The sequence below is a fragment of the uncultured Croceicoccus sp. genome (assembly GCF_947496385.1).
Lineage (GTDB): Bacteria > Pseudomonadota > Alphaproteobacteria > Sphingomonadales > Sphingomonadaceae > Croceicoccus.
This window is the reverse complement of the sequence record NZ_CANMCP010000001.1, coordinates 132,005-151,889: the sequence shown is the minus strand read 5'-3', so window position 1 is coordinate 151,889 and position 19,885 is coordinate 132,005. Positions and strand designations below refer to the sequence as shown.

The following is a 19,885-nucleotide window of genomic DNA, read 5'->3' as shown; positions in this document are numbered from 1 at the left end:
CTCCTTGTCGGGCGGCGGCGCCCTGTTCTCCCCAGTCCCCCACGGGGCACGCACCGGGAAGACCCCCAAGTTCCCGGTCCCGCCGCCCTTCACCTTTTTGGGAAACGGATGCGCTGAAGGCTTTCATGCCAACAGGAGACATTCCATGCGAAACATCGCACTCAACCTTGCCGGTCCGCTTTGCGGCGTGATCGTCGCGGCTTCGGCCAGCGGGCTGTTCTTTACCGCCACGCTGATCTGACCGTTTCAAAAACCTGCCGCCTCGCCCCCGGATCGCCGGGACGCAGGCGGCGGGTTTTTGCCTATCCCCCCATATTGCCCAGCACCAGCGCGAGGATAAGCCCGAGCGCGGTCGCGACCCCTGCCAGATGCTTGTCATCCTGATAGGCCTGCGGGAACACCTCGGTCGCAAGGCTGGCGACTACCGCGCCCGCCGCGAAACAGCGGATGAAGGCCAGCACCTCCTCCCCCACCGTGTCGAGCAGCAGATTGCCCGCAAGCGCGGCCAGCGACAAGATCCCCGCCGTCGCCGCCCATATGCCCAGAATGCGCAGTTTGGAGCGCCCGCCATGCGCCGCCATGTCGCGCGCGCTCCCCGCGGCCTCCGGCAGGTTGGACAGGAAGATCGACCCGGCGAGCGCCGCGACCTCTCCCGCGCCCGCACCGATCAGCGCCACGCCCAGCGCCAGGTTTTCGGGTATCCCGTCGAGCGTGATCGCGGCTAGCAGACCGCCGCCCGAATCCGGCCCCCAATGTTCGTCGATGAGGTAATCGACCGCGGCAAACACCACCGCGCCCGCGGCCACGCCGATCATCGCCATGGCAAGCGAGCTTCGCTCCACCGACGGCTCGATAAGCTCCGTCACCAGCGACAGCACCAGCGCCCCGCCCGCCAGCGCCACCAGAAACGCGCGCGTGGTATCGCCCATGCGGCCGTAAATGCCCCATGCCGCGCCCGCGATGAGCGCGGCCGATACCGCCACCACCACAAGAAGCGTCATCATCATCGCGTCTCTCCTGCGCCCGCCTGCCCTGCGAATGTCGTGCCCGGCTGTGGAAAACAAGGGGTTTTGCTTGGGGAATCGGGCGCGCGGGGCTATATGATGACGATGGCAGAAAACACCAATGAAGACACCGGCGCGCCCATCGGCGAAACGCCGGAAACCGCGCCCGAAAATTCCGGATCGGCAATTGCCGCCGACGCCGCCACCCCGCGGCAGGTGCAGCGCGGCGAATATGGCGCGGAATCGATCAAAGTGCTCAAGGGGCTCGACGCGGTGCGCAAGCGTCCGGGCATGTATATCGGCGACACCGACGATGGTTCGGGCCTCCACCACATGGTGTTCGAGGTGTCGGACAACGCCATTGACGAGGCGCTCGCCGGGCATTGCGACCGCGTGCTGATCGAGCTGCACCCCGATGGCAGCGTGTCGGTCGACGACAATGGCCGCGGGATCCCCACCGACATCCACCGCGAGGAAGGCGTGTCGGCGGCCGAGGTCATCATGACCCAGCTCCACGCCGGCGGCAAGTTCGAGAACACGACCGACGACAATGCCTACAAGGTGTCGGGCGGTCTGCACGGTGTCGGCGTCTCGGTGGTGAACGCGCTGTCCGAATGGCTGGAGCTGACCATCTGGCGCGACGGCAAGGAACACTGGATGCGGTTCGAGCATGGCAACACGGTCGAACCGTTGAAGATCGTGGGCGATGCGCCGCTCAACGACGCCGGCGAGCCGCGCAAGGGCACGCGCGTCACCTTCAAGGCCAGCGACGAGACGTTCAAGAACGTGCTCGAATATGATTTCGACCGGCTGGAGCATCGCTATCGCGAGCTGGCGTTCCTCAATTCCGGCGTGCGCATCATCCTGCGCGACCGGCGGCACGAGGACGTGGCCGAGCACGATCTGTATTACGATGGCGGCATCGGCGCCTTCGTCAAATATCTCGACCGGAACAAGGCCGCGCTCATCCCCGAACCCATCGCGATTTCCGCGGATCGCGACGGCATCGGGATCGAGGTCGCGCTCGAATGGAACGATTCCTATTACGAGAACGTGCTGTGCTTCACGAACAACATTCCGCAGCGTGACGGCGGCACCCATCTCGCCGCGTTCCGTGCCGCGCTGACCCGCACGCTGAACGGCTATGCCGACCGGTCGGGGCTGATGAAGAAGGAAAAGGTCTCCCTCACCGGCGAGGACATGCGCGAGGGGCTGACCGCGATCGTGTCGGTGAAGCTGCCCGACCCGAAATTCGGCTCGCAGACGAAGGACAAGCTCGTCTCCTCCGAGGTGCGTCAGCCGCTGGAAAGCCTGATGGCGGACAAGATGAGCGACTGGCTGGAGGAAAACCCCGCCAACGCCAAGACCATCGTGCAGAAGATCGTCGATGCCGCCGCGGCGCGCGAGGCCGCGAAAAAGGCGCGCGAGCTCACCCGCCGCAAGGGCGCGATGGACATTGCCAGCCTGCCCGGCAAGCTCGCCGATTGTCAGGAACGCGACCCCACGAAATGCGAGCTTTTCCTGGTCGAGGGCGATTCCGCAGGCGGTTCGGCGAAACAGGGCCGCGACCGCAAGATACAGGCGATCCTGCCGTTGAAGGGCAAGATCCTCAACGTGGAACGCGCGCGGTTCGACCGGATCATCTCGTCAAAGGAGGTCGGCACGCTGATCCAGGCGATGGGCACCGGCCTGCGCGACGAGTTCAACCTTGAAAAGCTGCGCTATCACAAGATCGTCATCATGACCGACGCCGATGTCGACGGCGCGCATATCCGCACGCTCCTGCTCACCTTCTTTCAGCGGCAGATGCCCGAGATCGTCAAGGAAGGCCATCTCTACATCGCGCAGCCGCCGCTGTATAAAGTCGCGAAAGGCAAGTCGGAGGTCTATCTCAAGGACAATGACGCGCTCGATCGCTATCTGATCGAGGCGGCGCTCAATGGCCGCGTGCTGGAAACGCGGGGCGGTGCGCGCAGCGGCGCCGACCTCGCCACCATCGTGGAGCAGGCGCGCCGGTTCAAGAGCACGCTGGCCTTCGCGCCCAACCGCTATGACCCGACCATCGTGGAGGCGCTCGCGCTTTCGGGTGCGTTGACGCCGGGGCTGGACCCGGCGGCGCGCGGGGCGGCGCTCGACGCGACGGCGGCCTGGATGCAGAGCCTCGATCCCGAGGCGAAATGGTCCGCCTACCAGACGGACGAAGGCTATGCCGTGGACCGCATATGGCGCGGCGTCACCGATCACCACCCGATCGACGGCAAGTTCCTCGACAGTGCGGAGGCGCGCAAGCTGGCCTCGCTCGCCACGCTTCAGAAAGAGATCTACGAGGCGGGTGCGCAATTGGTGAAGGCCGGGACCGACGGCGAGGATGACGACAGCGCCGCATCGAAGGGCGCGCATATCAACCGCCCGACGCAGCTGCTCGAACAGATCTTCGCCATCGGGCGCAAGGGCCTGTCGATCCAGCGGTACAAGGGGCTGGGCGAAATGAACGCGGATCAGCTTTGGGAAACCACGCTCGATCCCGACAATCGCGCCCTGTTGCAGGTCAAGGTGGAGGACGCCGACGTCACCGACGAGATCTTCACCCGGTTGATGGGCGACATCGTCGAACCGCGCCGCGAATTCATCCAGGACAATGCGCTGAACGTCGCGAATCTCGATATCTGATCGGTCTGCCCGTTCCGCCGCCCGCCTCGTGGCGAATGGCGGAACGGGCGGCGGTTTCCTCGGTTGTGTGGGTAAACCCCAATCGAAGGAAAACGAGTATGACGACCAACACGGCAACCGCACAGTACAAGGGCCTCGGCAAGGACGGGCTCGGCCATGTCGCCACGAAGAGCGGATCGGTCGATGCGCCCTATGGCTTCAACACGCGGTTCGAGGACAAGCCCGGCACCAACCCCGAGGAAATGATCGCCGCCGCCCATGCGTCGTGCTTTACCATGGCCACCAGCTTCGCCCTCGCGAAGGCGGGGTACGAGGATGGTCAGCTCGACACCGAATGCACCGTCACGCTGGAAAAGGATGGCGACGGGTTCAAGGTGTCGAAATCCGCGCTGTCGCTGACGGCGAAGGTCGAGGGGCTTGCGCAGGACAAGTTCGAGGAAATCACCGACGGCACCAAGGCGGGCTGCCCCATTTCCAAGCTGCTCAATTGCGAGATCACGCTGGAGCGGACGCTTCAATCTTGAGCCAGCGTCCCAAGGTTCTTTTCGTCTGCCTCGGCAACATATGTCGCTCTCCGCTCGCGGAGGCGGCATTCCGCGCCGAGGCGGAACGCGCCGGGCTCGACGCGGAGGCGGATTCGGCGGGCACCGGCAACTGGCACGTCGGCGACCCGCCCGATCCCCGCTCGATCGAGCAGGCCAAAACGCACGATATCGACATCAGCGCGTACAAGGGACGACAGGTGACGGAGGATGATTTCCGCACGTTCACCCATGTCTTCGCCCTCGACGAAGCCAATCTCGAAGTGCTGGAATCCATTCGCCCCGCCGATGGCACCGCGAAACTCGGCATGTTGATGGACGTGGTGCCGGACAAGCGCGGACAGCCGGTGGCCGATCCCTATTTCGGAGGACCCGACGGGTTCGTAACGACATGGGACGATGTGCACGAAGCGGCCCGTGCGCTGGTCGCGCAATTGCAGGGATGAGCATGCCCGAACGGGCGGTGGCGCGCCTGCTGGGTCAGACGCCTGCGGAGATGCGCCCGCTTTCGGGCGGCGATCTGTCGGCGGTATTCTGCGTGACGATGCCGGATGGCGCGTCTTTCGTGGCGAAACAGGCCGGAAATGTCGCGGCAGAAGCGGACATGCTGCGCCGCATGGGCAGGACCGGCGTGCGCGTGCCCGATGTGGTCGCGTGCGAGGGGGAATGGATGATCCTCTCGCACGAGGATGGAACGGGCCGGCTCGACGGCGGGGCGTGGGACGACCTTGCCGCGCAATTGTCGCTGCTGCACCGGCCGGTGGATGAGCGCTATGGCTGGGACCGGGACCATGCCTTTGGCGCGGTCGGTATCGCCAATGCGCGCTGCGACGACTGGCCGCAATTCTGGGCGGAGCGGCGGCTTCGGCCGCATCTCTCCCACGTGGACACCGCGCTTGGCGACAGGATCGCGGCGCTATGCGCGCGCATCGGCGACGTCCTGCCCGCGCGCCCCGATGCGGCTTTGCTGCACGGCGATCTTTGGGGCGGCAATGTCATGGTGGGCGGCGACGGGGCGTGCACGCTGATCGATCCGGCTTGCCATATCGGCCACCGCGAGGTCGACTGGGCCATGCTCACGCTGTTCAATGCGCCGCCGGACCGGTTTTTCGACGCGATGGAACCTGAGCCGGGCTGGCGCGCGCGGCTCGGCTGTTACCGGCTCTGGCCGCTGCTTGTCCATCTGCGTCTGTTCGGGGCGTCCTATCGCGTCGGGGTGGAACGGGAATTGTCCGACCTGGGCGCGTGATCGTCATTGCACGGTCAGATTGCCGCGCTAAACCCGGCGGCATGACACGCATTCTCCTCGCCACGACCGCCGCGCTTGCCCTGTCCGCCTGTGCGACGGTGCCGCAATCCTCGCCCGCCACGTCCGCCGCCGCCACGTCCGCCGCGCCGGTGACGGTGCGCATCGTCGGGCTCAACGATTTTCACGGCAATCTGGAGCCGCAGCCCCGCCCGCTCGTCGTGACGACGCCCGACGGCCAGGAACGCAGCCTGCCCGCAGGGGGCGCCGCCTATCTCGCCAGCGCGGTCAATGCTTTGCGCGCGCAAGACGAATACAGCCTCGTCATTTCGGCCGGCGACCTCATCAGCGCGAGCCCGCTTGCCTCCTCGCTCTTCCTCGACGAACCGACGATCGGCGCGATGAACCGGATCGGGCTCGACTTCAACGCGGTCGGCAATCACGAATTCGACCGGGGCGCCGACGAATTGCGCCGCATAGCGGATGGCGGATGCGCGGTGCACACGCTGCGCACGCCCTGCGCGGTGGAGCCCGATTTCGCAGGCGCCGATTTCGGTTTCCTCGCCGCGAATGTCGCGACGGCGGACGGGGGCACTCTGTTCCCGGCCTATGCCATCCGCCGGTTCGGCAGCGGCGCGGATGAAATCGCCATTGCGGTCATCGGTCTCACGCTCGAGGGGACGCCCTCGCTCGTCAGTCCGGGCGGGGTTGCGGGCCTTACCTTTCGCGACGAGGCGGAGACGATCAACGCACTCATCCCGGCCATCGAGGCCGAGGGCGCCGATGCGATCATCGTGTCCATCCACCAGGGGCTGGTCAATTCCGAAGGGTTCGACGACGGCAATTGCGGCGCCTTGTCGGGCGATCTTCGCGGCATATTGGACAGGCTCGACCCGCGCGTCGACCTCGTTCTGTCGGGGCATACGCACAATGCCTATGTCTGCGATTATGCGAAGGTCGATCCCGCGCGTCCGTTCTGGGTCACGAGCGCGGGTTCGCGCGGGACGATGCTCACCGATATTGCGCTGTCCATCGACGCGGCGAACGGCACCGCCCATGTGACCGATGCGCATAATATCGTGGTGCAGAATGCCGATGGCGACGGGCGGGATGCCGCCCTTCCCGCCTTTGCCGCCGATGCGGGGATCGCGGCCTATGTCGCGCGCTATGTCGATGCGGCGCGGTCTGCTTCGGAACGGGTGGTGGGGCGGCTTTCGGGTGCGCTCGACACGCGGATGCTGGGCCTCGTCATCGCCGATGCGCAGCTTGCAGCGACGCGCGATAGCGGGGCGGAGATCGCCTTCATGAATGCGGGCGGCGTACGCGCGCCGATCACGCCGGGGGCGGACGGCGCGGTGACCTTCGGCGATATCTACACGAGCCAGCCGTTCGGCAACACGCTCGTCACGAAGACGTTCACCGGGGCGCAATTGCTCGCCATTCTGGAGCAGCAGTTCCGCGGCGACCGGGCCGAACTGCTGTCGGTATCGCAAGGGTTCACCTATGGCTTCGACCGCGCGGCACCCGAAGGACGGCGCGTGGTCGATCCCATGCTGAACGGGCGGGCGATCGACCCCGATGCCGCCTATCGCGTGACGATGAACAGCTTCCTCGCAGGGGGCGGCGATGGATTTACCACGTTCGAGGCAGGCCGCGACACGGTGATCGGCCCGGTCGACGTCGATGCGCTGGAACGCTGGATCGGTGCGGCGGACGCGGCCATGCCCGTGCGCGAAAGAGTGCGCGACCTCACCCGGCGATAGGCGTCACGGGCCCCCTCCGCCGGACGCATTTTACGAAAATCGGAACGATAAACCTTTCTGTTCGCTTAACCTTCATGCGCAGACAGTTCTGCGCGGCAAACAGGAGGACACACCATGGCGGAAATTCCCGTCGAGAAAAAATCATCGAAATCGTGGCTTTGGATATTGCTGGCCCTGATTCTGGGTGCCCTTATCCTGTGGTGGATTCTGGCGGATGACGATGACGACGTCGAGATGCTGACGACCGATACCGAGGTTTCGGAGACGGTCGACACCGCGACGCCCACGATGGCGTCGGAGATGACCATCGCCGCCATCGCCGCCAATCCGCAAGCCTATATCGGGCAGGAATTCACCGGCGAAGTCGACGTCGGCGGTCCGCTGACCGATCGCGGTTTCTGGGTCGAGAACGATGGCGCGCGTATCTTTGCGCTCATCATCGACGAACCGCGCGAAGTCCCGCTCGACATCAATCCGGGTCAGCGTCTCAGCGTTTCGGGTGGCACCATCCGCGAAGCCGGCGAAATGACCGATGTGGAGGGCGTTCCCCTCGACGAAGACACGCGCAACGTGCTGGCCGATCAAGACGTGTTCATGATCGTCGACGAGGCGAACATCGACATCATCGATGAAGCCTGAACGCCGCATACACGCGCAATCAAAGGATAAGCACCATGCATGACAACGACCGTTTCGGAGAGCTGGAGGAATTGAGTTCCTGGCAGCTCGTCCATGACAAGCAGGACATTCGCGGCCACAATGTCGTCGACCCCGCCGGCGCAAGCTATGGCAAGATCGAGGACATGCTGGTCGACAAAACCCATGAACATGTCGCCGCCGTCCGGCTCGAGGATGGGCGCATCGTGTCCGTCGACGACCTTGAAATCACCGACAATGCGGTGATCTACCACGATGGCGGCGCGGCATCGCGCACCGATTACGCGAAGGTGCGCCGTCCGGCCTGAACCCGGACGGGCCATCGCCCATCATGAAAAAGGGCCGGGACCGCAGCCCATGCGGTCCCGGCCCTTTTTGCGTGGCGGCGGTGCGGGGCGCGGTCAGGCCGCCGTGTCGTTGTCCGCGCGGTGGAGCGAGAGCGGCTCCTTGAACGTGTTGGTGACGTAGGGGAACGGGATCTCGATCCCGGCGTCGTCCAGCGCGCGCTTGATCGCCATGACGACGTGATGCTTCACCTCGCGCATGTCGCGCGGCTTGGACTCGCTCCACCACTGCACCTGAAAATCGATGGAGCTGGAGTTGAATTCGCGCGCGAAGATCAGGATCGGCTTGTCGGCAACGACACCCTCGATCCCCTCGAACGCCTTGCGGATGACGGCCTCCGACTGTTCCAGGTCGCTGTCATAGGACACGCCCACGATGAGTTCGTCCCGGCGCATGTCCGCATCGGTCAGGATTTTCACCGCGTTCTTGAAGATCATCGAATTGGGCATGATCGTAAGCTCGTTGCTGAGCTGGCGGATATGGGTTTCGCGCAAGGTGATGTGCTCCACCCGGCCGAGCACGCCCTCGACCTCGATGATGTCGCCCATGCGCATCTTCTCGCGCAGCATGATGAGCACGCCGGCGAGGAAATTCTCGAAAATATCCTGAAACGCGAAACCCACGGCGAGCGCACCCACGCCCAGCCCCGCGACCAGCCCCGCCGGATCCAGCCCGGGCAGCATGATGGTCATCGCGATCATGAACCCGACGAGCCAGATCGCCAGCCGCACCAGCGTCTCGACCAGGTTCTGAAGACTGGGCCGCAAATGGGTCCGCCCCGTCAACCTGTCGGCGATGCGCACGGCGAACCGCGCCACGATCCACGTGATCACCAGCACGATCAGCGCCACGGCGATATTCGGCAGCGCGGCCACCACGCCGCGCACCATGCCGTTCACCTGTTCCTGCAAGGTTTGCACATAATTCATCGGCGCGCCGTCCTGTCCTGTTCACGAAATATGCGTGTCTGTTAGCCGTAGCGGTCAAACGATGGCAACCCATCAGCATCGCGGCCAGCGCCGTGGAGGACACGGCACACACGAAAGAGGGCCGGGACGCAAAGCCCCGGCCCTCCATCACTGTCCAATCGGACGCAGGGTTTACCAGGCCATCTGGAACCCGGCGCGCCCGCCGACTTCGCCGCTGTCGAAGCCGACGCCGACACCCGCCGAAACGGCCGTGTTGGAACCGACCCGCGCCGCAAACGCGGCCGAACCGGCGACGCGTTCCTGGAAATAGCCGAGGCCGCCCGACACGCCGAAATTGGTGCCCGGCATCAGGATCGGCGATTCCATGGCCAGCGCCATGGCGACACCTTCGTTCGCCTTGCGAATGTCGCGGCGGTTGACCTCGTTCAGGTCGAACAATTGCGAGGTCTGTCCCTGCAACTGCGTGATCGAGGCGGTGTTCGCGCCGATCGCCGCGGTGTTGGAGCCGATCGCCGCCATGTTCGCCTGTACGTCGGAGAAGCTGGCGAGATTGCTCATCCCCGCCGGCGAAACGCTTGTCCCCAGCGTGCCATTGGCGTCGGCGGTCACGAAGGCCAGCGGTCCGACCTGCGACGCGGTGCTATTGCCGAGCGAGGCGACGACGACCTGGCCGGCGTTGGTCGCGCTCGCGCCATTGCCGATCGCGACCGAGTTTTCGCCCGATGCGACTGCCTCATTGCCCATGGCGATGGCCCCGGCGCCGCTCGCCGTAGCGGCCTCGCCGACCGCGACGGAGCGCACGCCGCTCGCTTCGGCGAGATGGCCCAGCGCGGTGGCCCGTTCGGCACCCGCCGACGACTGCCAGCCATAGGCGGTCGCGCCCGGCCCCGTGGCCACGCTTTCCCCGCCCACCGCGGTGGTGGAGTTCCCGTTCGCCGCGGCGGTGTCGCCGATGGCCAGGGCATCCGTGCCGTTCGCGATCGCCTCGTTCCCGATCGCGGTGGCGAAGTCGGTCTGTGCATCGGCGTTTTCACCGACCGCCGTCGAACGAACGCCCTGCGCAGTGGCGAGATGGCCCAGCGCGGTGGCGCGTTCGGCGGTCGCCTCGGCGCGCCAGCCATAGGCGGTCGCGCCCGGACCTGCTGCGGTCGCCTGCCCGCCGACCGCCGTCGTGGACGGACCGGTCGCGGTCGTCGCCATGCCCGCATCGCCATCACGATTGCCGCCGATGGCAATGGCATCGCCCCCGTCGGCCACGGCCGTATTGCCGATGGCGATGCTGTTGGTGCCCGATGCGACGGCATCCTCCGCGGCGGCAAAGCTTTGCGCGCCGGATGCGGTCGTCTGATGCCCGACGGCTGTCGCCATCATGCCGGTCGCCTGCGACTGCCAGCCCAGCGCGGTTGCCCCCGGCGTCGTCGCATCGCTTTCGCCGCCGATGGCGACGGTGCTCGGCCCGGTGGCGGTGGCGGGGTTCGTGCCGGCGTCGTCGCTGCCGATGGCGACGGCATCCGCGCCGGTCGCGATGGCGCCATTGCCCACCGCAGTGGCGCCCTGTGCCGTGCCGGTGGTGGCCTGCGTTCCGCATTCGGTGCTTTGCGACCCGGCCTCGTTACACGCCGGAGTAGCATCGGCATACGCCATGGCGGAAAGCCCCATCGTGGCGCTTCCGGCCATGAATGCGACGGTCAATTTGCGGGAGACGGAAGATTTCATGATGATTCCTCAATTCGCGGCGGTTCGCCTCGCGGGCGAACACGAAGTGCATGACCTGAAGAAACCGAATATTGTCGATCCCACCACAAATACCGTCGCGTTTTGACAAACGGTCGCGGCGGCATCGAAACGCCATTCGATTTTACTTCATTTTACGCGGATCTTTTCGACCTGCTAAAGGAGTTACGATTTAATCGATGAAAAGATGATCAGGATTGAGAAATATTGTTATATCATTTGATGTTTACTGATCATAAAAAATTACAATAGCATCGGAGGGCTTGGTAAATCGTCTGGTCGGCGATTTCGGATCGGGGGAACAGTTTGCCAATCCCGCGCATTGAATTGGCGAGTCATACCTTTGACGCTCATGCAAACAGGGACACAGCCGATGAAATCAATGACACTCGCTCTTCTTGCCGGAACCGCCTTCGCCATGGGAGGCTGCGCGACATTGAACGAGGCCGCGGACGATATCGGCCTGTCCGACGAAACCGCGACCGCGACGTTGCGCACCGCCGATGGCACCGATGTCGGCACGGTCACGACCATGCCGATGGGCGGCGGCATCCATGTTATGGTGAACGCATACAACATGCCGACCGGCACCCATGGCGCGCATATTCACACCACGGGACGCTGCGACGCGCCCGATTTTTCGAGCGCGGGCGGCCATTGGAACCCCACCAACGTTCCCCACGGCACGATGAACGATGACGGCGTCGCCCATGCCGGCGACCTGCCCAATCTGGTGATCGGCGCCAATGGCAGCGGTTCGATCAACGCGATGGCGCCGGCCGGCACGTTCGATGAGATGCTCGCCGGCGACGGTTCGGCGTTTGTGATCCACGCCAATGCCGACGACGGCGTCAGCCAGCCGAGCGGTGATGCCGGGTCGCGCATCGCGTGCGGCGTGCTGCGCCGGACCGACGCGATCTGATCCGTGCGCCGGGGCGTTTGACGCACCCCATGGCCCGCTTCGCGCTATTCGGCGCGGAGCGGGCCTTTTGCATTGGCGAGCACCGATGTCGCCGCGACCCACGCGGCGACGTTCTGCCGCAGCTGTGCGGGATCGATCTTGTCCAGCGTATCGTCGGCGGTGTGGTGCAATTCGAAATAGCGCGTGCCGTCCTGCTGCAGGTCGATGACCGCCATGTCGGTCGCGGCGATGATCGCGCCGATGTCGGCACCGCCGCCCGCCTCGCCCGAACCGCGCGCCACGCCCAGCGGCGCGACCAGCCCGGCGATCCGATCGGCGAGCGCAGGATTCAGCCGCGCCGTGTCCATGCGCCAGATGCGGTCCGCGCCAAAATCGCTTTCATAGGCGACGCCGTGCGCCTCGTCGCCGTGCGCCGCGGCATAGGCCTTGCCGCCCCACACGCCGACTTCCTCCGCGCCAGCGAACAATACGCGAATGGTGCGCAGCGGCTGCCCCTGCGCGGCGACGCCCTTCGCGGCGGCGGCTGCAATGCCGCAGCCCGACGCATCGTCGATGGCCCCGGTGCCGAGGTCCCAGCTATCGAGATGACAGGCGAGCAGCACCATCGGCAAGGACGGATCACGGCCAGGAATTTCCGCGATCACATTGCCCGAACGCGTTTCGCCCAGCTGCTGCGGCGTCAATGTCATGCGCAGCACGAGGGGCGTTCCGGCGGCATCGGCGCGGCGGGCCATGCGTTCCAGGTTTTCGGCGTCGGGCACGGATAGCGCGGCAGCAGGGATCGGGTCCTGCCCTTCGGCAAAGCCGGTGTTGCCGGTGTGCGGCATGCGGTGCGTGTCGGTGCCGACCGATTTGATCACCGCTGCAATCGCCCCCTTGCGCGCGGCGAGCGCCGGCCCGGTCCAGCGTGCCGGCCCTGCGAAACCATAGCTCGACCCGTCCTGCGCAGGCCGCATCTCATGCCCGATATAGGCGATCTTGCCGGCAAGGCTGCCGTCGGGCGCGGCGGCGAGCGCGGCGTAATTCTCGAACGCGACGATCTCCGCCTCGAGTCCGTCCGCCCCGGTCGACCCACTGTTGCCAAGCGCGGTCAGGCGCAGCGGCTGTGCAAAGGGGGACACGATTTCGGCCGTTTCCGACCCGCGCACCCATGTCGGCATCATGTAGGGTTCGTCGCGCACGTTGGAAAACCCGTTCGCGCGCAGCCAGCGGACCGCCCATTCGCGCCCGCGCGCCTCCGCCGGCGTGCCGGCCTGGCGGGGGCCCACCTCGGTCGTGATGCCTTCGACGAAATCCATCGCGATGCCGTCGCCCTCCATGGCGGCGTCGCGCGCGGCGGCAATCGCCGCATCGGCGCCGTCGGGCGCGGCGGCGGGCACGAAGACCTGTGCATTGGCGGGGGCGATGCCGGCGAGGGCAAGCGGGGCGATGGCGGCGAAAGCGGCGAGCGTTGTCCTGTTCATGGTTGCAAGCGATACCGCCGCCGCCGCCGCTTGCCAAGCGGCTTGGCGCGCCATGATGCGGGCCTTGCCCTTCCCCGTGCATGGGCTTATCTGCGGCCCAGCACAATTTCCTATAAGACCGCTATTTTCTCCAAAGGACGACTGATGGCCGCCCAATACGCATTCGTCATGAAGAGCATGACCAAGACCTTTCCCGGCGCGCAGAAGCCTGTGCTGTCGGATATCAACCTGCAATTCTACCAGGGTGCGAAGATCGGCATCGTCGGCCCCAACGGCGTCGGCAAGTCGACCCTGATGAAGATCATGGCCGGCATCGACACCGATTACACGGGCGAGGCATGGCCGGGCGAGAATATCACCGTCGGCTACCTGCCGCAGGAACCGCATCTCGACGAAAGCAAGACCGTCCTTGAAAACGTGAAGGATGGCGCGCGCGAAACCGCCGACATGGTGGACCGCTTCAACGCCATTTCGGCCGAAATGGGCGACCCCACCGACGACACCGATTTCGATGCCCTGATGGAAGAGATGGGCACGTTGCAGGAAAAGATCGACGCGGTCGATGGCTGGACCCTCGACAATCAGCTCGAGATCGCGATGGAAGCGTTGCGCTGCCCGCCGGGCGACTGGTCGGTGGAAAGCCTTTCGGGCGGTGAAAAGCGCCGCGTGGCATTGACCCGCCTGCTTATTCAGAAGCCGTCGATCCTGCTGCTCGACGAGCCGACCAACCACCTCGATGCCGAAAGCGTCGAATGGCTCGAAAACCACCTCAAGGAATATGAGGGCGCCGTGCTGATGATCACGCACGATCGCTACTTCCTCGACAATGTGGTGGAATGGATCCTCGAACTCGATCGGGGCAAATATTTCCCGTACGAAGGCAATTACTCGACCTATCTGGAGAAAAAGGCCAAGCGTCTCGGTCAGGAAGAGCGCGAGGAAAGCGGGCGGCAGAAGGCCCTCTCCCGCGAACTCGAATGGATCCGGCAGACGCCCGCCGCGCGCCAGACCAAGTCCAAGGCACGTATCCGCAAGTTCGAACAGCTTCAGGAATCGCAGGGCGACCGCAAGCCCGGCAAGGCGCAGATCGTCATCCAGGTGCCCGAACGCCTCGGCTCCAAGGTGATCGAGGCGAATAACATCACCAAGGCCTATGGCGACAAGCTGCTCTTCGAAAACCTGTCCTTCACCCTGCCGCCGGGCGGGATCGTCGGCGTGATCGGCCCCAACGGTGCGGGTAAATCGACGCTGTTCAAGATCCTCACCGGCAAGGAAACCCCCGACGAAGGCACGGTCGAGATCGGCGACACGGTGCATCTGGGCTATGTCGATCAGAGCCGCGACCATCTCGACCCAAAGAAGAACGTGTGGGAGGAGATTTCCGACGGGCTCGACTACATGCAGGTCAACGGGCATGACACCTCCACCCGCGCCTATGTCGGGGCGTTCAATTTCAAGGGCGCGGATCAGCAGAAGAACGTCGGCAAGCTGTCGGGTGGTGAGCGCAATCGCGTCCACATGGCCAAGATGCTGAAGCAGGGCGGCAACGTGCTCCTGCTTGACGAGCCGACCAACGATCTCGACGTGGAAACGCTGGGTGCATTGGAAGAGGCGATCGAGAATTTCGCCGGTTGCGCCGTGGTCATCTCGCACGACCGTTTCTTCCTCGATCGGCTGGCGACGCATATCCTCGCGTTCGAGGGTGACAGCCATGTCGAATGGTTCGAGGGCAATTTCGAAAGCTACGAGGAGGACAAGCGCCGCCGTTTGGGCGATGCGGCGGACCGTCCGACCCGGCTGGCGTACAAGAAGCTCAGCCGCGACTGACGCCATTGCAGGCGATGTGAAAACGCCGCGCTTCCCATGCCCGGGGCGCGGCGTTTTTCATGCCGGGCTACTTTTATGGGGGTCTGCGCGGATCAGCCCGCCGGTTTCGCCGCGCCGTCTTTCTCCACCGGCGGCATGAAATCCTCCGCCAGCGCATGATAGAGCCGCTTGCGACACACGAGCGACCCGGCCCAGTCGGCGAACAACGCCGCAGCGAACAGCGGCAGGATCAGCCCGATATTCCCCGTCGTCTCGGTCAGGATGATCACCGCGGTCAGAGGCGCGCGCACGACGCCGGTGAAATAGGACACCATGCCCAGCATCACGATCGCGCCGATCGCGCTGTCGGGGAACAGCAGCGACAGCCATTGCCCGAAGCCCGCCCCCACCGCGAGCGAGGGCGCAAAGATGCCGCCGGGAATGCCGCTCAGGCTAGTGAACAGGGTCGCGGCGAATTTCGCAGGGCCGAGCCAGGGGCTGGCCTCCGTCCCCATGAGCAGCAGGCGCGCCGGTTCATACCCTGTGCCCCATGTCGCCCCGCCCGTCGCAATGCCGAGCGCGGCGACCACGATCCCGCAGCCAAGCGCGAAGAGGACCGGCCGCCGTCCCAGCGCACCCGCCCGCACCCGCGCCCGCAAGGATAGCAACAGCCGGGAAAACCCCCCGCCCAGCGCCCCGCCGATCAACCCCGCCAGCGGCGCCGCGATCAGCACCGTATGCAGCGGCAGCGACGCATCGAGCTCCCCGAAATAGACGTAATTACCGGCCAGCCCCTGCGCCGTGATGCCCGCGATGATGACCGCCCCCATGACGAGCGCGGCCATGCGCTGTTCATAGGCGACGGCGAGTTCCTCGATCGCGAAGGCAATCCCGGCGAGCGGCGTGTTGAACGCCGCCGACACGCCCGCCGCGCCCCCGGAAATCAGCACGCCGCGCCGCATCGCCGCCCCCGTCAGCCGGTGGGTGCCGGTCATGATCGCGGCGCCAAGCTGCACCGTCGGCCCCTCCCGCCCGACCGACGCACCGCCGAACAGGGCGAGCACGGTGAGGCCGATCTTGGCCAGCGCGGTCTTGATCGAGAACAGCTGATCGGCGCGGGCATCGTCGCGGCGGATCGCGGCCAGCACCTGCGGGATGCCCGACCCGCCCGTTTCCGGCGCGAACCGCCATGTCAGCCACGCGCACAAAGCAAAGATCGCCGGGGTCAGCGCCATCGGCGCCCAGGGCCAGCGCGCGGCCAGCGTTTCGAACCGGTGCAGCGCGAGATCGCCCGCAAATGCAAAGCCCAGCGCGACGAGACCGATCGCCACCGCGCCGGCCAGGGTGGCGATCCTGCGCCGCCAGTCGCCCGTCTCGACCGCCGAGACGCGGCGGGCAAGCGCAAGAGGGATCAGCCGGGGCAGCATCGCATCCGCCTAGCGGGCGACAGGCGCGAGGTCCAGCCGGCTTCGCGCCCCTGTTGCGCCGACCGGGGCGCGGCCCGCGATCACGCGGTCCGGCAGGCCTCCATCGCCTCGGCGGCGAGCGCGGCGAGACGGGGGAAATCCTTCGCGCGTTCCTGTGCCTGCGCGCTGGCCGCGGTGCCGCGGATGACGCGCCCCTTGATCCCGTGAAAGATCGCGGCGAGGCGAAAGAAATTGAACGCGATGTAGAAATCCCAGTTCGGTATCCGCTCGCGCCCGACCCGCTTGCAATAGGCCGCGACATAGTCCGCCTCGCTCGGGATGTTGAGCGCGGCGAGATCGGCACCTTTCAACCCCGCGACAATGTCGGGCGGCATCCGGTACATCATCGCATTATAGGCAAAATCGGCGAGCGGATGGCCCAGCGTCGACAATTCCCAGTCGAGCACGGCCAGCACGCGCGGTTCGCTGGGATGAAAGATCATGTTGTCGCAGCGCAGGTCGCCATGGACGATGGCGGTTTCGCCGCCGGGCGGGATATTGTCGGGCAGCCATTCGACCAGCCGGTCCATGTTGGCGTCCCGGCCCGCCTTTTCATCCGCCAGATATTGTTTCGACCAGCGCGCGATCTGCCGCTCGAAATAATTGCCGGGCCGGCCATAATCGCCAAGGCCCACGGCGGCGTAGTCCACCTTGTGCAGATCGGCGAGGACGCCGTTCATCGCATCGAAATAGGCGGGCCGTTCATCCTGCCCGACATCGGGGAACGTCGCGTCCCAGAATATGCGCCCCTCGACCATCCCCATGACGAAGAACGCGGTGCCCAGCACGGCATCGTCCTCGCACAGGCCATAGATATGCGGCACCGGAAAACCCGCCTTGCCGAGGCCGGTCATCACCGCGGCCTCCCGCTCCACCGCGTGCGCACCCTTGAGCAGCTTGCCCGGCGGCTTGCGGCGCAGGACGTAATCGCGCGACGGCGTGGACAGGCGGTAGGTCGGGTTCGACATCCTCGTCAACAATGCCGGCATGACGGAGGCGGCTCCCATCCTCGACCAGGATGCCGCGACATTCGACCGGGTGCTCTCGGTCAATCTCAACGGGGCGTTTGCGATGGCCCATGCCGCGGCGCGGGCGATGCGCGATCGCGGCACAGGAGGCAGCATCGTCAACACCGCCTCGATCCTGGGGCTGCGGCAGGGGCACCACCTTACCGCCTATGCCGTGTCGAAGGCCGGCGTGGTGCAGATGACGAAGAATCTCGCGCTGGAACTCGCCCCGTACGGCATCCGGGTCAACGCACTCGCGCCCGGCTATTTCGAGACCGACATCAATGCCGATTTCCTGAACAGCGAGGACGGCCGGCGTTTCGTGAAGACCATACCGCAGCGCCGGACCGGCGCGCTCCACGAGCTGAGCGGGCCATTGCTGCTGCTATGTTCGGATGCGGGAAGCTACATGACAGGGGCCGTCATCCCGGTCGATGGCGGTCATCTGGTGACGTCGCTGTAACGCGGGCGACCCTTTGGCCGCGCTCATGTTCAGCCAGACCATAATGCCAATGAACAATTGCCGATAGGGCGGTTCACAAATGCGACAGTCCGCCGTGCTATGATGGGAACGTCATCGACACCGACGCGGCGAGGGGCGCGTTTCAGCCAAGGAAGCAATTGATGAAAAAGGTCGACCGATTGAAAGCCATGGCGGCCACCGCGCTCGCCTCCGGCATGATCGCCGCCGCGCCCACCGCCTCGGCCGCGCCCGCGTTTTCGGCCGCGGACGGCGCTCCTGCCCCCGTATTCGCCCCCGCCGACAATGCCGATGCGCGAATGGCGCCGGACCGCACGATGCGCCCGGATCGCACGATCGGCCGCAATAATCAGCCGCGGGAGAGGACCGGCGCCCCCGATCGCCGCCGGGCAGATCGCGTCGGCACCACCGACAACCGTGCCGAGCGCCGCGCCGAACGTCCGCAAGCCACCCCGACACAGCGCGCCGGCGATGCCGCGGTACAGCAACGCCGCGCCATGCGCGACGCCGCCGCCGCGCAGGCCGCGCGGACGCAGCGACCCACCATCCCGCAAGCCGACGATACCAACCGTCGGGACCGCGGCCAGCGATGGGAAGGGGACGCGCGGGAGCGGATCGGCGAGCGAGGCGACGACCGCAACCGTTCCGACTGGCGCAACCGTTCCGACTGGCGCGAGCGTGACGGCCGCCGTGGCGAGCGGGACGATGATCGCGACCGCCCCGACTGGCGCGAGCGGCGCTGGGATCGCGACGGCGACAGCAACCGCTATGACGAGTGGGACCGGGACTGGCGCGGGAACGAACGCTGGCGCGACCGGGACGGCGGGCGCGATTGGCAGGACCGCCGCGACAGTCGCGACTGGCGGAACCGGGACCGCAACCGGGACGACCGCGACTGGCGCAGCAGGGACTGGCGCGACGGGCAACAGGCGCGGCACGACCGCTGGGACCGGCGCTGGCGCGAGAGCGATCGCTATGACTGGCAACGCTATCGCATGGCGAATCGCCGGCTCTACCGGATGACCCGTTACCTGCCGCCCTATCGCGATTATCGTTACAGCCGGTTCAACATCGGCATCTCGCTCGGCTCGCCATTCTATAGCCAGCGTTACTGGATCAACGATCCGTGGCGCTATCGCCTGCCGGCGGTCTATGGCGATTATCGCTGGGTCCGGTATTACGACGATGTCCTGCTCGTCGATACGTATAACGGCCGCGTCGTCGACGTGATCCACGACTTCTTCTGGTAAGCGAAACCCCCGTGCCCCGGACCGGGCGCGGGGCCGGTCCTTATCGGCGCAGGAAGGGCACCATGCGGGCCAGCGTCCCGTCGGAATCGACGAAATGATGTTTCAACGCGCCCGCCACGTGCAACACGACCAGCCCGGCCATGAAAAACGCCAGGATCTCGTGCATTTCGTGGGCGACTTCCCCGGCGGATTTGTCCGCGATGGGCAGCGTCGGCACGCCAATGCCGAGGATATTCGCCGCGATCCCGTCATTTCCGGCCGAAACCATGATCCACCCGGCCAGCGGGATCGCCACGATCAGGATGTAGAAAAGCGTGTAGGTCGTTTTCGCCAGCGCCCGCTCCCACGGGCGCAGCGTGGGCTCCAGCGGGGGGCGCGGATGCACGATGCGCCATGCGATGCGCACCACGGCGAGGAGCAGCACGGTGATGCCGATGGCCTTGTGCCACCCCATGGCGGATCGGTGAACGTCCTCTGCCGTCGCTTCGGTCAGGATGGGGATGAACCAGTTGCCGATGATCAACACGGCCATGATCCAGTGGAGGGCGATGGCAACGCTTGAATAGCGGTGCTGCGGGGTGTTGATCCTGTCCATGGTTT

General features: G+C 65.8%; 19 protein-coding genes. 12 read left to right on the top strand and 7 right to left on the bottom strand.

Annotated elements, in window-relative coordinates; translation table 11 throughout:
• Positions 1–302 precede the first annotated feature (302 nt).
• The gene (locus Q0897_RS00780; RefSeq protein WP_299307018.1) at positions 303–1,007 is read right to left on the bottom strand and encodes a zinc transporter; all 705 of its coding nucleotides are present in this window, start codon (positions 1,005–1,007) and stop codon (positions 303–305) included.
• A 93-nt stretch (positions 1,008–1,100) separates the two neighbouring features.
• Between Q0897_RS00780 and gyrB the strand changes: the two genes are divergently transcribed.
• The 7 genes from gyrB (at position 1,101) to Q0897_RS00745 (ending at position 8,190) form a co-directional block, all read left to right on the top strand.
• Positions 1,101–3,674 carry a DNA topoisomerase (ATP-hydrolyzing) subunit B gene (gene gyrB, locus Q0897_RS00775; RefSeq protein ID WP_299307017.1) on the top strand — a complete coding sequence of 858 codons (2,574 nt, stop codon included), beginning with the start codon at positions 1,101–1,103 and terminating at the stop codon, positions 3,672–3,674.
• Between the two features lie 98 nt (positions 3,675–3,772).
• Entirely contained in the window at positions 3,773–4,198 is a 426-nt protein-coding gene (locus tag Q0897_RS00770) for an OsmC family protein (RefSeq protein WP_299307015.1), read from the top strand.
• Positions 4,195–4,662: a low molecular weight protein-tyrosine-phosphatase gene (locus Q0897_RS00765; protein WP_299307013.1), complete on the top strand. Its 468-nt coding sequence runs from the start codon at positions 4,195–4,197 to the stop codon at positions 4,660–4,662. Before Q0897_RS00770 ends, Q0897_RS00765 begins: the two co-directional genes overlap by 4 nt.
• Complete coding sequence (locus Q0897_RS00760; protein WP_299307011.1) at positions 4,659–5,465, top strand: fructosamine kinase family protein; 807 nt, start codon at positions 4,659–4,661, stop codon at positions 5,463–5,465. The genes Q0897_RS00765 and Q0897_RS00760 overlap by 4 nt, the downstream gene beginning before the upstream one ends.
• Positions 5,466–5,506: 41 nt before the next feature.
• Entirely contained in the window at positions 5,507–7,225 is a 1,719-nt protein-coding gene (locus Q0897_RS00755) for a bifunctional metallophosphatase/5'-nucleotidase (protein WP_299307009.1), read from the top strand.
• Positions 7,226–7,339: 114 nt separating this feature from the next.
• On the top strand, positions 7,340–7,864 hold the full coding sequence (locus tag Q0897_RS00750; RefSeq protein WP_299307007.1) for a hypothetical protein: 525 nt from the start codon (positions 7,340–7,342) through the stop codon (positions 7,862–7,864).
• Between the two features lie 35 nt (positions 7,865–7,899).
• A complete protein-coding gene (locus tag Q0897_RS00745; RefSeq protein WP_299307006.1) occupies positions 7,900–8,190 on the top strand; it encodes a PRC-barrel domain-containing protein in 291 nt (96 codons plus the stop codon).
• A 93-nt stretch (positions 8,191–8,283) separates the two neighbouring features.
• On the opposite strand, the gene Q0897_RS00740 is transcribed toward Q0897_RS00745, so the two are convergent.
• Both Q0897_RS00740 and Q0897_RS00735 read right to left on the bottom strand, forming a co-directional pair.
• Positions 8,284–9,156 carry a mechanosensitive ion channel gene (locus tag Q0897_RS00740; RefSeq protein WP_299307004.1) on the bottom strand — a complete coding sequence of 291 codons (873 nt, stop codon included), beginning with the start codon at positions 9,154–9,156 and terminating at the stop codon, positions 8,284–8,286.
• A gap of 171 nt (positions 9,157–9,327) precedes the next feature.
• Entirely contained in the window at positions 9,328–10,833 is a 1,506-nt protein-coding gene (locus Q0897_RS00735; RefSeq protein ID WP_299307001.1) for a hypothetical protein, read from the bottom strand.
• Between Q0897_RS00735 and Q0897_RS00730 the strand changes: the two genes are divergently transcribed.
• Together Q0897_RS00730 and Q0897_RS00725 are read left to right on the top strand one after the other, a co-directional pair.
• Entirely contained in the window at positions 10,832–10,978 is a 147-nt protein-coding gene (locus Q0897_RS00730; protein WP_299307000.1) for a hypothetical protein, read from the top strand. The two genes, Q0897_RS00735 and Q0897_RS00730, sit on opposite strands and share 2 nt — an antisense overlap.
• Before the next feature lie 294 nt (positions 10,979–11,272).
• On the top strand, positions 11,273–11,812 hold the full coding sequence (locus Q0897_RS00725) for a superoxide dismutase family protein (protein ID WP_299306998.1): 540 nt from the start codon (positions 11,273–11,275) through the stop codon (positions 11,810–11,812).
• 44 nt (positions 11,813–11,856) lie between these two features.
• On the opposite strand, the gene Q0897_RS00720 is transcribed toward Q0897_RS00725, so the two are convergent.
• Complete coding sequence (locus tag Q0897_RS00720) at positions 11,857–13,275, bottom strand: M28 family peptidase (protein WP_299306996.1); 1,419 nt, start codon at positions 13,273–13,275, stop codon at positions 11,857–11,859.
• Positions 13,276–13,419: 144 nt separating this feature from the next.
• Here Q0897_RS00720 and ettA point away from each other — a divergent pair, with 144 nt between their 5' ends.
• A complete protein-coding gene (ettA, locus tag Q0897_RS00715; RefSeq protein WP_299306994.1) occupies positions 13,420–15,102 on the top strand; it encodes an energy-dependent translational throttle protein EttA in 1,683 nt (560 codons plus the stop codon).
• 92 nt (positions 15,103–15,194) lie between these two features.
• Here ettA and Q0897_RS00710 read toward each other — a convergent pair whose 3' ends face one another.
• Together Q0897_RS00710 and Q0897_RS00705 are read right to left on the bottom strand one after the other, a co-directional pair.
• Entirely contained in the window at positions 15,195–16,508 is a 1,314-nt protein-coding gene (locus tag Q0897_RS00710; protein WP_299306992.1) for a chloride channel protein, read from the bottom strand.
• Between the two features lie 80 nt (positions 16,509–16,588).
• Complete coding sequence (locus Q0897_RS00705) at positions 16,589–17,515, bottom strand: phosphotransferase family protein (RefSeq protein WP_299306989.1); 927 nt, start codon at positions 17,513–17,515, stop codon at positions 16,589–16,591.
• 19 nt (positions 17,516–17,534) lie between these two features.
• Here Q0897_RS00705 and Q0897_RS00700 point away from each other — a divergent pair, with 19 nt between their 5' ends.
• On the top strand, positions 17,535–18,017 hold the full coding sequence (locus Q0897_RS00700) for an SDR family oxidoreductase (RefSeq protein ID WP_299306987.1): 483 nt from the start codon (positions 17,535–17,537) through the stop codon (positions 18,015–18,017).
• Positions 18,018–18,178: 161 nt separating this feature from the next.
• On the top strand, positions 18,179–19,285 hold the full coding sequence (locus Q0897_RS00695) for an RcnB family protein (protein ID WP_299306986.1): 1,107 nt from the start codon (positions 18,179–18,181) through the stop codon (positions 19,283–19,285).
• 40 nt (positions 19,286–19,325) lie between these two features.
• Here the strand turns inward: Q0897_RS00695 and Q0897_RS00690 are convergent, their stop codons facing one another.
• Positions 19,326–19,880: a cytochrome b gene (locus Q0897_RS00690; RefSeq protein WP_299306984.1), complete on the bottom strand. Its 555-nt coding sequence runs from the start codon at positions 19,878–19,880 to the stop codon at positions 19,326–19,328.
• Positions 19,881–19,885 lie beyond the last annotated feature (5 nt).

Coding starts and splice junctions, on each gene's coding strand:
- Q0897_RS00695 (WP_299306986.1), top strand. CDS start 18,179: ATGAAAAAGGTCGACCGATTGAAAGCCATGGCGGCCACCGCGCTCGCC.
- Q0897_RS00770 (WP_299307015.1), top strand. CDS start 3,773: ATGACGACCAACACGGCAACCGCACAGTACAAGGGCCTCGGCAAGGAC.
- Q0897_RS00730 (WP_299307000.1), top strand. CDS start 10,832: ATGAATGCGACGGTCAATTTGCGGGAGACGGAAGATTTCATGATGATT.
- Q0897_RS00755 (WP_299307009.1), top strand. CDS start 5,507: ATGACACGCATTCTCCTCGCCACGACCGCCGCGCTTGCCCTGTCCGCC.
- Q0897_RS00740 (WP_299307004.1), bottom strand. CDS start 9,156: ATGAATTATGTGCAAACCTTGCAGGAACAGGTGAACGGCATGGTGCGC.
- Q0897_RS00710 (WP_299306992.1), bottom strand. CDS start 16,508: ATGCTGCCCCGGCTGATCCCTCTTGCGCTTGCCCGCCGCGTCTCGGCG.
- Q0897_RS00725 (WP_299306998.1), top strand. CDS start 11,273: ATGACACTCGCTCTTCTTGCCGGAACCGCCTTCGCCATGGGAGGCTGC.
- Q0897_RS00750 (WP_299307007.1), top strand. CDS start 7,340: ATGGCGGAAATTCCCGTCGAGAAAAAATCATCGAAATCGTGGCTTTGG.
- ettA (WP_299306994.1), top strand. CDS start 13,420: ATGGCCGCCCAATACGCATTCGTCATGAAGAGCATGACCAAGACCTTT.
- Q0897_RS00745 (WP_299307006.1), top strand. CDS start 7,900: ATGCATGACAACGACCGTTTCGGAGAGCTGGAGGAATTGAGTTCCTGG.
- Q0897_RS00720 (WP_299306996.1), bottom strand. CDS start 13,275: ATGAACAGGACAACGCTCGCCGCTTTCGCCGCCATCGCCCCGCTTGCC.
- Q0897_RS00780 (WP_299307018.1), bottom strand. CDS start 1,007: ATGATGATGACGCTTCTTGTGGTGGTGGCGGTATCGGCCGCGCTCATC.
- Q0897_RS00760 (WP_299307011.1), top strand. CDS start 4,659: ATGAGCATGCCCGAACGGGCGGTGGCGCGCCTGCTGGGTCAGACGCCT.
- Q0897_RS00690 (WP_299306984.1), bottom strand. CDS start 19,880: ATGGACAGGATCAACACCCCGCAGCACCGCTATTCAAGCGTTGCCATC.
- Q0897_RS00705 (WP_299306989.1), bottom strand. CDS start 17,515: ATGTCGAACCCGACCTACCGCCTGTCCACGCCGTCGCGCGATTACGTC.
- gyrB (WP_299307017.1), top strand. CDS start 1,101: ATGATGACGATGGCAGAAAACACCAATGAAGACACCGGCGCGCCCATC.
- Q0897_RS00735 (WP_299307001.1), bottom strand. CDS start 10,833: ATGGCCGGAAGCGCCACGATGGGGCTTTCCGCCATGGCGTATGCCGAT.
- Q0897_RS00700 (WP_299306987.1), top strand. CDS start 17,535: ATGACGGAGGCGGCTCCCATCCTCGACCAGGATGCCGCGACATTCGAC.